Below are 13,464 nucleotides of genomic sequence, written 5' to 3'. Positions count from 1 at the left end.
TCACCTATGACATATTAGTCTTAATATTATACCTTTTTTATGCATTAATTGAAATTATTTTGTTTGATTATTTTCGATAAAATAAATGATATCATTTGCTGTTTCTTCTATTGCTTTATCAGTTACATCTATAACTGGACAACCTACTTTTTCTACTAATGATTCAAAGTATTCTAATTCCTCTTTAATTCTAGTTTCTGTAGCATATCTCGCAGAGTCGCCTAATCCTAATTGTTTAAGTCTTTCCTTACGAATACGATTTAATTTTTCTTCGCTAATTTTTAAAGCGATACATTTTGAAGGATCAATATCAAACAATGCATCTGGTGGCGTCACTTCTGGAACAATCGGTATATTCATCACTTTATAACTTTTATGTGCTAAGTACTGTGATAAAGGTGTTTTAGATGTTCTTGAAATACCTAATAAAACAATATCGGCTTTTGGTAAACCTTTTGGGTCCTTACCATCATCATATTTAACAGCAAACTCTATAGCGTCTATTTTCTTAAAATAAGCATCATCTAGTCTATGTACAATACCTGGTTCATAGTATGGTGTTTCTTCTATTGAACCTGATAATAAGTCCATAAGCGGCCCCATAATATCAACTGACTTAAGTTGATGTTCTTTAACTTTAGCCACCATGTATTTTTTGATTTCTGGTTTAACTAAAGTATATACAATTATTGCGTCTGTATCTTCAGCAACTTGAATCACTTCATCCACATTTTCAAAGGATTCTATGTATGGGTAACGTAAAAATTCATGTTTACATTGCTTAGGATTAAATTGAGAAACACCGGCTCTAGCTACTAATTCTGCTGTTTCTCCGATTGAATCAGAAGCAACAATAATATTTATATTATCCATCTATTAACCACCTATTCTTTAAATAATGATACAAATAATTTTGTGATTGTCGTTTTAGATATTCTACCAACCACTTCGAATTTTTGATTATCTTTCAATCTAACTATGGGTATTGCATCTATTTCTTTATCTATCATTTGATTCGCAGCATAGATTATTAGTTCACTTTCTTCAAGATAAGTTAAATTTGGCATTCGAGTCATATTGACGCTTATGGGCATCGTATGAATATCATTTCCAATCATTGATGCTCTTAATAGGTCTTTACGAGAACAAACACCGATAAAGTCATTATCTTTATTTGTAATAAATAATGTTCCAGCGTCTTCTAAAAATATAGTACAAATTGCGTCGTAGACTGACATATCTTCTTTAACCACAACAGGTTGAGACATATAATCTTTAACAACATATTGTCTTAATTGTTCATGTATAATTTTATTTTTTGATTTACCTGAATAATAATATCCAACTCGTGGACGCGCTTCTAAAAAGCCAGACATTGTTAAAATAGCTAAGTCAGGTCGTAATGTAGCCCGTGTTAAATTTAATTGATCAGCAATATGCTCACCAGTTATAGGTCCATGTTGCTTAACGATTTCTATAATTTGTTCTTGTCTTTGATTTAATTCTATAGGTCCTCACCCCTCTTATATACATTACATATTATAACTGTTATTTTTATTTGCCACAAACACATATAAACGCTTGCTATTAAATATTTAATCAATTAGAATAATTATAAAGCGAGCTAAGGACGGTGTGAGCTTAGCAGACAAATTTTGGCATAAAAATTTAATTAATTTAAAAGTGAGTGGCTACACTAATTTGGGTGGAACCGCGGGTTAAATGATATTTTAATGTATATGATTTATACTAAATAAAAATGACTAACTCGTCCCAAGATAATAAAGTATATTTATGATGCTTTGTTGTCTTGGGGCGTTTTTATGTGTAAGGAGAGAAAAATTATGGCAAATGATATGGAACAAATTGTACAATTAGCAAAACACAGAGGTTTTGTATTCCCAGGTAGTGACATTTATGGTGGATTATCTAATACATGGGATTATGGTCCGCTTGGTGTTGAATTAAAAAATAATGTAAAAAAAGCATGGTGGCAAAAATTTATTACTCAATCACCTTATAACGTAGGTCTAGATGCTGCGATTTTAATGAACCCAAAAACTTGGGAAGCATCAGGACACTTAGGTAACTTTAATGATCCAATGATTGATAACAAAGACAGTAAAATTCGTTATCGTGCTGATAAATTAATTGAAGATTACATGCAGCAAGAAAAAGGCGATGAAAACTTTATTGCTGATGGTTTAAGCTTCGATGAAATGAAAAAAATTATTGATGATGAAGGCATTGTTTGTCCAGTAAGTGGTACTGCAAATTGGACTGATATTCGTCAATTTAATTTAATGTTCAAAACATTCCAAGGTGTAACTGAAGATTCAACAAATGAACTTTTCTTACGTCCAGAAACAGCGCAAGGTATTTTCGTTAACTACAAAAACGTTCAAAGATCAATGCGTAAAAAATTACCATTCGGTATTGGTCAGGTTGGTAAATCTTTCCGTAACGAGATTACGCCTGGTAACTTCATTTTTAGAACACGTGAATTCGAACAAATGGAACTTGAATTCTTCTGTAAACCTGGTGAAGAAATTGAATGGCAAAACTACTGGAAGACATTTGCTAGCCAATGGTTAAAAGACTTAAATATTAGCGAAGAAAACATGCGTTTACGTGACCATGATGCAGATGAATTATCTCACTATTCAAATGCTACAACTGATATCGAATATAAATTCCCATTTGGTTGGGGTGAACTATGGGGAATCGCAAGTCGTACTGACTTTGACTTGAAAAAACATAGTGAACATTCTGGTGAAGACTTTAAATATCATGACCCAGAAACAAATGAAAAGTATATTCCATATTGTATCGAACCGTCATTAGGTGCTGACCGTGTAACACTAGCGTTCTTATGTGATGCATATTCACAAGAAGGTGTTGAAGGAAGTAAGGACGAACGTACTGTACTTAAATTCCACCCTGCTTTAGCACCATACAAAGCGGCTATCTTACCATTAAGTAAGAAATTATCAAGTGAAGCAATTAAAATCTTTGAACAATTAAGTCAAAGTTTCTCAATAGATTTTGATGAATCACAATCTATTGGTAAACGTTACCGTCGACAAGATGAAATTGGTACGCCTTATTGTATTACATTCGACTTTGATTCTTTAGAGGATAATCAAGTTACTGTACGTGACAGAGATTCTATGGAACAAGTTCGTATGCCAATCTCAGAATTAGAAGCATTCTTAGCCGAAAAAGTTAAATTCTAATTCATCTATTATAAATAATCTATAAAAATACCGAATCACATAATAATGTGGTTCGGTATTTTGTGTTTGTTAAAGACTAGTCTTTCATTTCTAACCTCTTTAACTGGTTGATTAACTTTTGACTTTTAAAGAACATACCTGCATATTCTCTATATAGCATGATCATCAATTCTGACATTTCGTCTAAAATATCTTGATGGATATTTAATTCATTCATTTTTTCAATGGGGAGTTTGTACAAGACATCTAATAAATATAATGTTTTATTGGATAATTGTAATGCATGTGGATCTTGGTATGCTACAGCTTGAGAAATAGCACCATCAAATTTGAAACTATATCCAACTAATTTTGATTGATCGGTATTACCGCTTATTGCGCATTGATTAAATAAAGCAGAAAAACCAAACTTATTCATACACTTAAGTAGTACAATGATTGACATTAATTGAGCTGACTGACCAGATGATATCTTGGTTAGAACAAAGTTTAGTAAATCATAATTATATTTTGAAATTTCATCTTCTTCCATTGAACGATCAATGGTTTCGGCACATAAAGTTGCGAAACTACTTTCATACAAATCGAGTTGTAATTCATAATGTTGGTTAATGACATCTACAGAATTAAGCGTACCCATACCTCGCCATTTATTATAAATAAATAAGCCATACACAAACATTTGTGTATGCGCTTGTAAACCTGATTTAATTTTCTTGGCCCTTCTAGCCATCAATGGAACTTTGCTACCATATTCATTTAAAATTGTAATTATTTTATCTGATTCGCCGTACTCCACTGATTTAATTATGATGCCTTTTTGTTTCATTAGCATACTAACTCACCATCTCTCTGAGTTAATCTTGATCTTCAATATAACCAATTTGACGAATAAAGTTAACTTTATTTCTCCAATCTTTTTGCACCTTAACCCACAGTTCAAGATATACTTTAGAACCTAGAAGCATTTCTATATCGTGTCTTGCCCTCTTTCCGACTTCTTTTAGTTTCTTGCCGCCTTTACCAATGACGATTCCTTTTTGAGAATCACGTTCAACATATATCGTAGCTTCGATTCGAACTCTATCTTCATCTTCTTTAATCATACGATCAACATTAACGCCAATAGCATGTGGAATTTCTTCACTTGTTAAGTGTAATATTTTTTCACGAATAATTTCACCGACCACAAACTGTTCAGGATGGTCCGAAATTTGATCATCTGGATAATATTTTGGTCCTTCAGGTAAGTATGACTTTAATACATCTATAAAATGATCGACATTCAAACCTTCTAGTGCAGAAATAGGTACGATTTCAGTGAAGTCCATATATTCTTGATACTTTTCTATTTTAGGCATTAATGCATCAGGATGTACTAAATCTATTTTATTTAATACTAAAAATACGGGTGTTTTTAAATCCTTTAGCATATCCATAATATATTCATCGCCACGACCAATGTCTTCGTTTACATTAACCATAAACATAATCGCATCTATTTCAGAAAGTGTATTTGTGGCAACTTTCATCATGTAATCTCCAAGCTTATGTTTAGGTTTATGGATACCAGGTGTGTCAATAAATATAATTTGGGCATCGTCTCTTGTCATAACACCTTGAATTTTGTTACGTGTTGTTTGTGCTTTATCAGACATAATCGCAATTTTATGTCCGATAACTCTATTTACAAATGTAGATTTACCTACATTGGGTCTTCCTATAATTGAAACAAATCCTGATTTATGTTCTGTCATTTATTTAAATCCTTTCCAGAAAATCCGTATGGTAGTAATTCTTTAACTGTTGATTCGATCATATCGCCTTTATGATTAGTCATATAAACTGGCATATCATCGTCACATAACTCTTTTAATACTTGTCGACATTCACCACAAGGTGATGATGGTACTTCAGCATCTACAGTGACAGTGATAGATTCAAAATCTCCAGGCTGATATCCAGCAGATATCGCAGCAACTAAACTTGCGCGTTCTGCACAAATACACATTGAATATGATGCGTTTTCTACATTAGTTCCATAAAATGTTCGTCCATCTTTAGCTTTCAAATAGGCACCAACTTTAAAGTTACTATATGGTGAATAAGATCTTCGTTGTGCTTCTCTAACTTCTTTAAAATAATGAGATTGATAACTCATTGATTCCGCCTCCTATATTAAATTAATTAAATGTGGAATAAAGACAATGAGGCCAATGATTAATGCTAAGACGGAAACAATCATCACACTAAAAGCAGCAATATCTTTCGCATATTTAGCGTAATCATGATACTCAGTAGTAACTAAGTCAACCACATATTCAACGGCTGTATTAATAGCTTCAAATGCTAAAACTAAACTAATTGCTAATAATATAAATATCCACTCAGAACGATTAATATGAAGTAAAAATCCAAAAACAATTGCTATGATACTCGCATATATATGAAGTGAGAATTTTTGATCTTTGATTAAAAGTGTTATCAAACCATTTAGTGCATATTTAAAACGACTCATTATTAGTCTCTCGTCAATCCATAGGCGTTTAAAATAGCATCTTGATGACCAAACATTTCTTTCTCATCTTCTTCATTCATATGATCATAGCCTAGTAAGTGAAGAAAGCCATGTAATGCTAAAAAGCCTAATTCTCTTTCAAAGGAATGTCCGTAAGATTCTGATTGTTCTTGAGCAACATCTGTACAAATAATGATGTCACCTAATACTCTAGGTATATCAAATTCACTCATATCAATGTCGGGTTCATCTTCTTCAAGTGCAAATGATATGACATCCGTAACTTTGTCTTTGTCTCTATACATCTTATTAATCTCTTGAATTTCAGATTTATCTACGAAGGTAATAGATAATTCAGCATCTTCACTAATTTCTTCTTGCTGCTTAGCAAAATTAAGTAGCTTTTCAATTTGTTCATACCATTCATCTTTAACTAACTCAGTATGATCACTAAAATCTATTGTAAACATTTAGTCCTCTCCCTCGTATCTATCTATAATTTTACTTACAAGTGGATGTCTCACTACATCACTTTGATCAAGTTTCATAATATTAATCCCTTTAACACCATGTAACTTTTTAACCGCTTCTTTCAACCCGCTTTTAACACCTTTTGGTAAGTCGACTTGTGTTTGGTCACCTGTGACTACCATTTTAGAACCAAATCCTAAACGAGTTAAAAACATTTTCATTTGAGCATGAGTTGTATTTTGTGCTTCATCTAAAATCACAAATGCATCGTCTAATGTTCGACCACGCATGTATGCTAATGGAGCAATTTCTATAATACCACGTTCTATAAATCGTGCAGTTTGTTCTCTACCTAGCACGGTATTTAATCCATCATATAATGGTCTCAAATACGGATCAACTTTCTCTTTTAAATCACCAGGTAAAAATCCTAATGATTCACCCGCTTCAACTGCCGGACGTGTTAATACGATTCGTTTAACGTTTCCTTTACGTAATTGTTTAGCAGCATAGACAACTGCTAAAAATGTTTTACCAGTTCCTGCAGGACCTATACCAAAGACTAAGTCATTTCGATACATAGCATTTATATACATTCGCTGACCCATAGTTTTAGCGCGGATGGTTTTGCCAAAAGCATCTTTAGTAATTTCTTCATCATATAAGTCTAAAAGTTGTTGGATTGTGCCATTTTCTGCCATTTTAATAGCAGCTTCAACATCTTTTAACGTTATATTATTTCCCAATTCAATCACTTTTAATAAATTGGTTAACACTAATTCGGCTTTTTCTACATGCTCAATTTTTTCACCTTTAACCGCAATTTCTTGACCACGAGCATGTATTACGACATCAAAACTATCTTCTATAGCTTTTAAATGTTCATCATTGTTACCTATTAAAGCTTGGGATTGATTAATGTCGTCGATTTGAATTATACCAGGCATAAACGCGCTCCTTTTCAAAATACATTTTTATAATTCACTATACCCATATTTGGGTTAATATACTTATATTATACCATTGTTATGGCTATATTGATTCTATTTCGTTTTAATTTAAATAATTCAATCAAGTCTTTTATATGTTGATTTTGAACGTATAATCATTCTTATCTAAATATTACTAAATTCTGTAAAGTGACTCAAATCATCCTTTAATTATCTTTGACTTCAATCATTCGCAATAAAAAAACCTATTGGAAATAATCCAATAGGCTGAATATTATAATTGTTTAGGTTTGGCCAAAATTTCAGACGAGATGATACCATTAACGACTTCATCATTGTCAAATTGAAATGCTGATTTAGACATATTACGTTCTATATTTTGAGAATTAAGTAATTGCTTTAATCTTAATTGTTTAGTACGTTCAGATAAATATTTGTCATTAATAATATCCTGCGCTTTCTTCTCAATAAGAGCAAGTTGCTTTTCTTTCTCCCTATCGATTTCACTTCTAACATTTTTAAGATCTTGTTGAAGTTTTTTCTCTAATGCTTTACGTAAATTCTCAGAATTTTCATCCCTTGATGAAGTTGGTTTAACTGGTTCGCGTATATCTTTTTCATTATGATAAGGCGTCAGGTCTGGTTTAGGTATTGAATCATCATAATCTGTTGGTCTTCTATGCATTTCTTCTGTTGTCTGTTCAGTTTTCTCTAAATTTTGATTAATGGGTGGTAATGTATCTTCATATTTCTTTTTCTTGTCAGTTGTTGTTTCTCCATTAATCTCATCATTAATTTCTCTAAATGTTTTTTCAATTTCTTCTAAGAAACCACCTGTTTTAGGTTGTTGATTATCTTTAGGTGATTGAGTTGGCTTTTGATTCTGTCTTTCTTTATGACTATTATCACGTATGGTACTAATGATTGTCGCTATCACAGATATGACAAAAATAATTACCCCAATACTCATTTAATCACCCCACAGTTATTGTTCTGGTGATTCGTCATCATTTTGATCAGTACGTTTATTAATAGCATTTCTCATACCAGTATCGGCTTCTATATTTTTAAGATTGTAGTAATCTTTGACGCCAATATTTCCTGATCGTAAAGCTTCTGCCATTGCTAAAGGTACCTCTGACTCAGCTTCTACAACTTTAGCACGCATTTCTTGTACTCGAGCTTTCATTTCTTGTTCAGAAGCTACAGCCATTGCACGACGTTCCTCAGCTTTAGCTTGTGCAATATTTTTATCAGCAAGTGCTTGTTCAGTTTGTAAATCTGCACCAATATTCTTACTAATATCAACATCGGCTATATCAATAGAAAGTATTTCAAAAGCTGTTCCTGAGTCTAATCCTTTACTTAATACTGTTTTAGAAATGCTGTCAGGATTTTCAAGAACTTCTGTATGATGTTTACTTGAACCTATTGTTGAAACAATACCTTCACCTACACGGGCAATAATTGTTTCTTCACCAGCACCACCGACTAAACGAGCAATATTGGCACGAACAGTAATACGGGCTTTCGCTTTAACTTCTATACCGTTCATAGCTACACCGGCAATAAATGGTGTTTCAATAACTTTAGGGTTAACTGACATTTGAACTGCTTCTAAAACATCTCTACCTGCTAAATCGATTGCTGCACCTCGTTCAAATGGTAAATCAATATCTGCACGTTGCGCAGCGATATTAGCATCAACAACTCTATCTACATTACCTCCAGCAAGATAATGTGATTCAAGTTGATTTGTTTTTAGATTTAAACCTGCTTTGTGCGCTTTAATTAATGGGCCAATCACTTTTCTCGGTGAAACCCTTCTTAATCGCATACCTACTAAGGTACCAATACCAACATGTACACCAGCAGCTAATGCAGAAATCCAAAGACCTACTGGTACAAATGAAAATAGTATTAATAAGGCTACAATAATTACTACTGCAATTATAATAAATCCTATACTAAACATCGTATCTCTCCTTTTTTATTATTCTATTTCTCTTACAACAACTCGTGTACCTTCAACCTCAAGTATTTTAACTTGTCTATTTCTTAATATGAATGTACCGTCAGAAACTGCATCGATACGATCATCCTCACAAGAAATAATACCTGCTGGTCTTAAATCGGTGATGGTGCGAGCTGTTTTACCAACTAAATGAGAGCGATCATCATGTGATGTATATCCTGATTCAGCATTTGTTGAATCTTTTAAAATGACCTTATCCAAAAATGGAATTTTTCGTTTGAATAATTTAACTAAAATCACCCATTCAATGATTGATAATATTAAGGCTACGATGACATTACCTAGCATAAGTAACAAGTTATTTCCTAACATGACTATGCTTATTGTTATTAAAATCATACCAATAATACCAATGACTGCTCCAACAACGAACAATTCAATAATGACGAAAATAACACCCACGGTAAATAAGATGACTGATAATATATTGACATCACCTTGCATTAGAAAGCCTAAAAACATAATTAATAAGGCTAATGAAGCGATAATACCAACAAAATTGATTCTTTTAGAATACAATTGATATAAAAAGCCTAAAAATATAATACAGGTAAGAATAAGTGATACCAATGGATGAACAATGATATTAGCAATGTCATTGACCCAATTATTCTCTGATGAAAATTGTGTTAAAACTAACCTATGTATTTCATTTAAATATCCCATTGTTTCACCTCGCTCTCATAATAATTATACATGAAAACGCAGTCATATTATAGTGATTCACTAATATATAAAAAAATAATTTATCAAAAACAATAGTAATTACAGACTAATTTGTTATAAACAATGAATTTAATTTTCCATAAAAAGTACACAAAAACACCTCAGTTTATAAACTGAGGTGTTTTATATTTATAATTAACATTCTTGTTGAGGGAGTCAACAGAGTTATTAATTATTTGAATTTACGTTTACGTGCAGCTTCAGATTTCTTTTTACGTTTAACACTAGGTTTTTCGTAAAATTCACGTTTACGTACTTCTTGGATAGTACCACTTTTTGAAACTGAACGCTTAAATCGACGTAAAGCATCTTCAAGTGATTCATTTTTACGTACTACTGTTTTAGACATCTGTATTTCCCTCCCTCCAAATATCAACGGAAATTTATATATTCAACTGCATAGTAAAACTATGCTTTAATTAGTATAATATATCTCCAATATCCGGTCAATTACTAATATTTATATTTTTAAAATAATTAAACTAGCACTTCATGTTCTGATTTATTTGTGGCATGTTCTACAATACGGATTGCTTTCCCGTAGTTTAAAGGATAATCAGCTTTTTGAATTTTCACTTTAATAATTTGGCCAATTAAATCCTCAGTACCTTCAAATTCTACTTTCATATAGTTATCTGCATATCCCACTAAAGTATTTGGTTTTTCACCTTTTTCTTCAGGGATAACTTCTAGCACTTCATTTTCGAATTTTGAAGCATACTCTTTTGCTAATTGATCACTTAATGCAATTAATTTGTGAACACGTTCGTTTTTGATATCTTCATCAATTTGATTGTCCATTCTTGCTGCAGGTGTACCAATTCTAGATGAATATGGGAATACGTGTAATTCAGAGAATTGATGTTTGACGATAAAGTCATACGTTTCTTGGAATTCTTCTTCAGTTTCACCCGGGAAGCCTACGATAACATCACTAGTTATTGCAACGTCTGGTAATGCTTCATGTAGTTTGGTAATTCGTTCAGAGAAATGTTCCATAGTGTATTTACGTCTCATACGTTTAAGAACTGTATCAGAACCAGACTGTAATGGTACATGTAAATGTCTTACGATTTTGTTTGAACGTTCTAATACGTCAATAACTTCATCGGTTAATTGACTTGCTTCGATAGAAGAAATACGAATACGTTCTAAACCATCCACTTGATCTAAATCTCTTAATAATTGCGCTAAGTTATAGTTCTTAAGATCTTGACCATAACCACCTGTATGGATACCAGTTAAAACAATTTCTTTATAACCAGCATTAACTAATGTTGTAGCTTGTTCTACAACTTTTTCAGGGTCTCTTGATCTCATTAAACCACGTGCCCATGGAATAATGCAGAAAGTACAAAAGTTGTTACAACCTTCTTGTATTTTTAACGATGCTCTTGTTCTATCTGTAAAGTAAGGAACATCTAATTCTTCGTATTTACGGTTTTTCATGATGTTACCTACACCATTAATTGGTTGACGTTCCTTTTGGAACTCATCTATATAATCAAGTAATTTATGTCTATCTTGTGTTCCTACTACGACATCTACGCCAGGAATTTCCATAATTTCTGCTGAAGACGTTTGTGCATAACAACCTGTTACACAAACAACTGCGTCTGGATTTTTTCTAATCGCTCTTCTAATTATTTGTCGACTTTTTTTATCGCCTGTATTCGTTACTGTGCAGGTATTGATAACAAATACATCTGCATTTGTTTCAAAATCGACTCGCTCGTAATCTGCTTCCTTAAATAATTGCCAAATTGCTTCTGTTTCATAGTGGTTAACTTTACAACCTAAAGTGTGAAACGCAACTGTGGACATATTGTTCACCCCATTAATTCTTTTTCGTAACTTAATGCGCCTAATGTATATAGTGGCGCTGTTTCGGCCCGTAATATTCTAGGTCCTAAACCAACTAACTGTGAATGAGGTTTTAACATTGACACTTCCTCATCAGATAGTCCACCTTCAGGGCCAAATATAAGTAATACACGATCTTGTGGCTTAAATTGCTTTAACATATGTTTAAAATGACTAATTTCACCATGTTTAGCTTCTTCTTCATAAGCAACAAGGACATAATCATACTGATTTATAATATCACAAATTAACTTTGAATTCGATAGATAACTGATGTGTGGAATGGTTAATCGATAACTTTGTTCAGCGGCTTCTTTGATAATTTTTTGCCATCTTTCAAGCTTTTTTGACGCCTTTGTAGAATTTAATTTAACAATAGAACGTTGCATTTCAACAGCAATAAATTCACTAGCACCTAGTTCAGTTGCCTTTTGAATCATCCATTCATACTTATCTGCTTTGATTAACCCACTACATATCGTAATATGATGGGGCAACTCTGTATCAATATCTTGTTTTTCGATTAATTCAATTTCTATTTCTTGATCTCCTATATGGATGATCTCACATGTATAGACATTTTGATCATTAAATGTGGTTACTATTTGTTGACCTTCACTCTGTCTCATCACATTCTTAATATGATGTATATCATCTTTATTTGTAATAAAAAAACGCTGACTTTCATCAGCGTTTTGATTGATAAAATATCTTTGCAAATTAATCACTCACTTTCTGACCAACGATACAAACCCAAACGTTGTCATGTTGAACTGAAATAATTTTAAAACCTACACGCTTCATATGTGATTCAATATCTTCGTATTTTTCTTCAATAATACCAGATGTTATAAAATAACCGTCTTCATTGACTGTATTATAAGCGTCTTCTATCATTTCATCAATAATATGAGCTAAAATATTTGCAATAACAATATCAAAATGTTCTTTTTCATCTTTTAATAAATTGCCAGGAACTGCTTCAATCGCGTTTAAACAATGATTCTTTTCGAAATTTTCTTTGGCTACATTGACAGCCATTTCATCAATATCTAAAGCTTTAATTCGTTTAACACCAATCAAGTGACTTGCAATACTTAAAATACCAGACCCTGTACCTACATCAATCACAGAATGTTGAGGCTTCACAAAGTTCTCAATTGCCTTTAAACACATACTTGTTGTAGGATGATCACCTGTACCAAAAGCCATTCCAGGGTCTAATTCTATACAAAGTTCATTTGCCGATTCTTTAGTATAGGTTTCCCAACTGGGAACAATCGTAAATGTTTCAGATGCTCTGAAAGGATGGAAATAATTTTTCCATTCATTTTCCCAATCTGCTTCAGCAATTGTTTGATGTGAAATATTTAAAATATCTAGGTCGATATCTTGTAGTGATAAAATTGCTTGTTCTATGTTAGATAGCAATGTATTATCATAAGTCATTTCATTAAAGTAAGCTTTTAATCTAACGCCTTCTGAAGGATAATCATCGCTATTTAACTCATAAATCTCACCAAATTTATCTTCTGGTGGATTCACTAGGTCGTTGGAATCTTCTATAACTACGCCATTTGATCCATAATTTTCTAGTATATCTGTAACCAAATATTCAACATCATGGTTTACTACGATTGATAGTTCCGTCCAATTCATTATTTT

At 32.3% G+C, this 13,464-nt stretch carries 16 protein-coding genes; 1 reads left to right on the top strand and 15 read right to left on the bottom strand.

The window, feature by feature from the left end; genetic code table 11:
- Window positions 1-54: 54 nt before the first annotated feature.
- Window positions 55-873, bottom strand: a complete 819-nt coding sequence (locus JX000_RS05950; protein ID WP_002451870.1) for a pyruvate, water dikinase regulatory protein — start codon at window positions 871-873, stop codon at window positions 55-57.
- Between the two features lie 11 nt (window positions 874-884).
- Entirely contained in the window at window positions 885-1,508 is a 624-nt protein-coding gene (gene ccpN, locus JX000_RS05945) for a transcriptional regulator CcpN (RefSeq protein ID WP_075778365.1), read from the bottom strand.
- Between the two features lie 336 nt (window positions 1,509-1,844).
- Here ccpN and JX000_RS05940 point away from each other — a divergent pair, with 336 nt between their 5' ends.
- On the top strand, window positions 1,845-3,236 hold the full coding sequence (locus tag JX000_RS05940; RefSeq protein WP_049424344.1) for a glycine--tRNA ligase: 1,392 nt from the start codon (window positions 1,845-1,847) through the stop codon (window positions 3,234-3,236).
- A gap of 76 nt (window positions 3,237-3,312) precedes the next feature.
- Here the strand turns inward: JX000_RS05940 and recO are convergent, their stop codons facing one another.
- The 13 genes from recO to prmA all read right to left on the bottom strand — a co-directional run bounded on the left by recO (window position 3,313) and on the right by prmA (window position 13,458).
- Window positions 3,313-4,065 carry a DNA repair protein RecO gene (gene recO / locus JX000_RS05935; protein WP_185285773.1) on the bottom strand — a complete coding sequence of 251 codons (753 nt, stop codon included), beginning with the start codon at window positions 4,063-4,065 and terminating at the stop codon, window positions 3,313-3,315.
- A gap of 28 nt (window positions 4,066-4,093) precedes the next feature.
- Entirely contained in the window at window positions 4,094-4,993 is a 900-nt protein-coding gene (gene era, locus JX000_RS05930) for a GTPase Era (RefSeq protein WP_002451866.1), read from the bottom strand.
- Window positions 4,990-5,397: a cytidine deaminase gene (gene cdd / locus JX000_RS05925; RefSeq protein WP_049424340.1), complete on the bottom strand. Its 408-nt coding sequence runs from the start codon at window positions 5,395-5,397 to the stop codon at window positions 4,990-4,992. The genes era and cdd overlap by 4 nt, the downstream gene beginning before the upstream one ends.
- Before the next feature lie 12 nt (window positions 5,398-5,409).
- The gene (locus tag JX000_RS05920; RefSeq protein ID WP_049424338.1) at window positions 5,410-5,754 is read right to left on the bottom strand and encodes a diacylglycerol kinase family protein; all 345 of its coding nucleotides are present in this window, start codon (window positions 5,752-5,754) and stop codon (window positions 5,410-5,412) included.
- A 2-nt stretch (window positions 5,755-5,756) separates the two neighbouring features.
- Window positions 5,757-6,224 (bottom strand): rRNA maturation RNase YbeY, encoded by a 468-nt coding sequence (gene ybeY, locus JX000_RS05915; RefSeq protein ID WP_124224710.1) that lies wholly within the window; start codon window positions 6,222-6,224, stop codon window positions 5,757-5,759.
- Window positions 6,225-7,172, bottom strand: a complete 948-nt coding sequence (locus tag JX000_RS05910; RefSeq protein WP_002451862.1) for a PhoH family protein — start codon at window positions 7,170-7,172, stop codon at window positions 6,225-6,227. It lies immediately after the preceding gene.
- A gap of 277 nt (window positions 7,173-7,449) precedes the next feature.
- Entirely contained in the window at window positions 7,450-8,145 is a 696-nt protein-coding gene (locus JX000_RS05905; protein WP_206140995.1) for an iron transporter, read from the bottom strand.
- 15 nt (window positions 8,146-8,160) lie between these two features.
- Window positions 8,161-9,150, bottom strand: coding sequence for a flotillin-like protein FloA (gene floA / locus JX000_RS05900; protein ID WP_002451860.1), 990 nt, complete (start codon window positions 9,148-9,150; stop codon window positions 8,161-8,163).
- 18 nt (window positions 9,151-9,168) lie between these two features.
- Entirely contained in the window at window positions 9,169-9,876 is a 708-nt protein-coding gene (locus JX000_RS05895) for an NfeD family protein (RefSeq protein WP_002451859.1), read from the bottom strand.
- 232 nt (window positions 9,877-10,108) lie between these two features.
- On the bottom strand, window positions 10,109-10,285 hold the full coding sequence (gene rpsU, locus JX000_RS05890; protein ID WP_000048060.1) for a 30S ribosomal protein S21: 177 nt from the start codon (window positions 10,283-10,285) through the stop codon (window positions 10,109-10,111).
- A 128-nt stretch (window positions 10,286-10,413) separates the two neighbouring features.
- Entirely contained in the window at window positions 10,414-11,760 is a 1,347-nt protein-coding gene (gene mtaB, locus JX000_RS05885) for a tRNA (N(6)-L-threonylcarbamoyladenosine(37)-C(2))-methylthiotransferase MtaB (RefSeq protein ID WP_002451858.1), read from the bottom strand.
- 5 nt (window positions 11,761-11,765) lie between these two features.
- Entirely contained in the window at window positions 11,766-12,518 is a 753-nt protein-coding gene (locus tag JX000_RS05880) for a 16S rRNA (uracil(1498)-N(3))-methyltransferase (RefSeq protein ID WP_049424330.1), read from the bottom strand.
- 1 nt (window position 12,519) lies between these two features.
- Entirely contained in the window at window positions 12,520-13,458 is a 939-nt protein-coding gene (gene prmA, locus JX000_RS05875) for a 50S ribosomal protein L11 methyltransferase (RefSeq protein WP_145505315.1), read from the bottom strand.
- Window positions 13,459-13,464: the final 6 nt, after the last annotated feature.

The organism is Staphylococcus sp. SB1-57 (assembly GCF_017086425.1).
Taxonomy (GTDB): Bacteria; Bacillota; Bacilli; order Staphylococcales; family Staphylococcaceae; genus Staphylococcus; species Staphylococcus warneri_A.
This window is presented reverse-complemented; position numbering and strand designations above follow the sequence as displayed.

Bases quoted from the DNA above. Each gene is read 5' to 3' on its own strand.
- JX000_RS05950 (WP_002451870.1), bottom strand. From the start codon at position 873: ATGGATAATATAAATATTATTGTTGCTTCTGATTCAATCGGAGAAACA.
- JX000_RS05940 (WP_049424344.1), top strand. From the start codon at position 1,845: ATGGCAAATGATATGGAACAAATTGTACAATTAGCAAAACACAGAGGT.
- recO (WP_185285773.1), bottom strand. From the start codon at position 4,065: ATGAAACAAAAAGGCATCATAATTAAATCAGTGGAGTACGGCGAATCA.
- era (WP_002451866.1), bottom strand. From the start codon at position 4,993: ATGACAGAACATAAATCAGGATTTGTTTCAATTATAGGAAGACCCAAT.
- cdd (WP_049424340.1), bottom strand. From the start codon at position 5,397: ATGAGTTATCAATCTCATTATTTTAAAGAAGTTAGAGAAGCACAACGA.
- JX000_RS05920 (WP_049424338.1), bottom strand. From the start codon at position 5,754: ATGAGTCGTTTTAAATATGCACTAAATGGTTTGATAACACTTTTAATC.
- ybeY (WP_124224710.1), bottom strand. From the start codon at position 6,224: ATGTTTACAATAGATTTTAGTGATCATACTGAGTTAGTTAAAGATGAA.
- JX000_RS05910 (WP_002451862.1), bottom strand. From the start codon at position 7,172: ATGCCTGGTATAATTCAAATCGACGACATTAATCAATCCCAAGCTTTA.
- JX000_RS05905 (WP_206140995.1), bottom strand. From the start codon at position 8,145: ATGAGTATTGGGGTAATTATTTTTGTCATATCTGTGATAGCGACAATC.
- floA (WP_002451860.1), bottom strand. From the start codon at position 9,150: ATGTTTAGTATAGGATTTATTATAATTGCAGTAGTAATTATTGTAGCC.
- JX000_RS05895 (WP_002451859.1), bottom strand. From the start codon at position 9,876: ATGGGATATTTAAATGAAATACATAGGTTAGTTTTAACACAATTTTCA.
- rpsU (WP_000048060.1), bottom strand. From the start codon at position 10,285: ATGTCTAAAACAGTAGTACGTAAAAATGAATCACTTGAAGATGCTTTA.
- mtaB (WP_002451858.1), bottom strand. From the start codon at position 11,760: ATGTCCACAGTTGCGTTTCACACTTTAGGTTGTAAAGTTAACCACTAT.
- prmA (WP_145505315.1), bottom strand. From the start codon at position 13,458: ATGAATTGGACGGAACTATCAATCGTAGTAAACCATGATGTTGAATAT.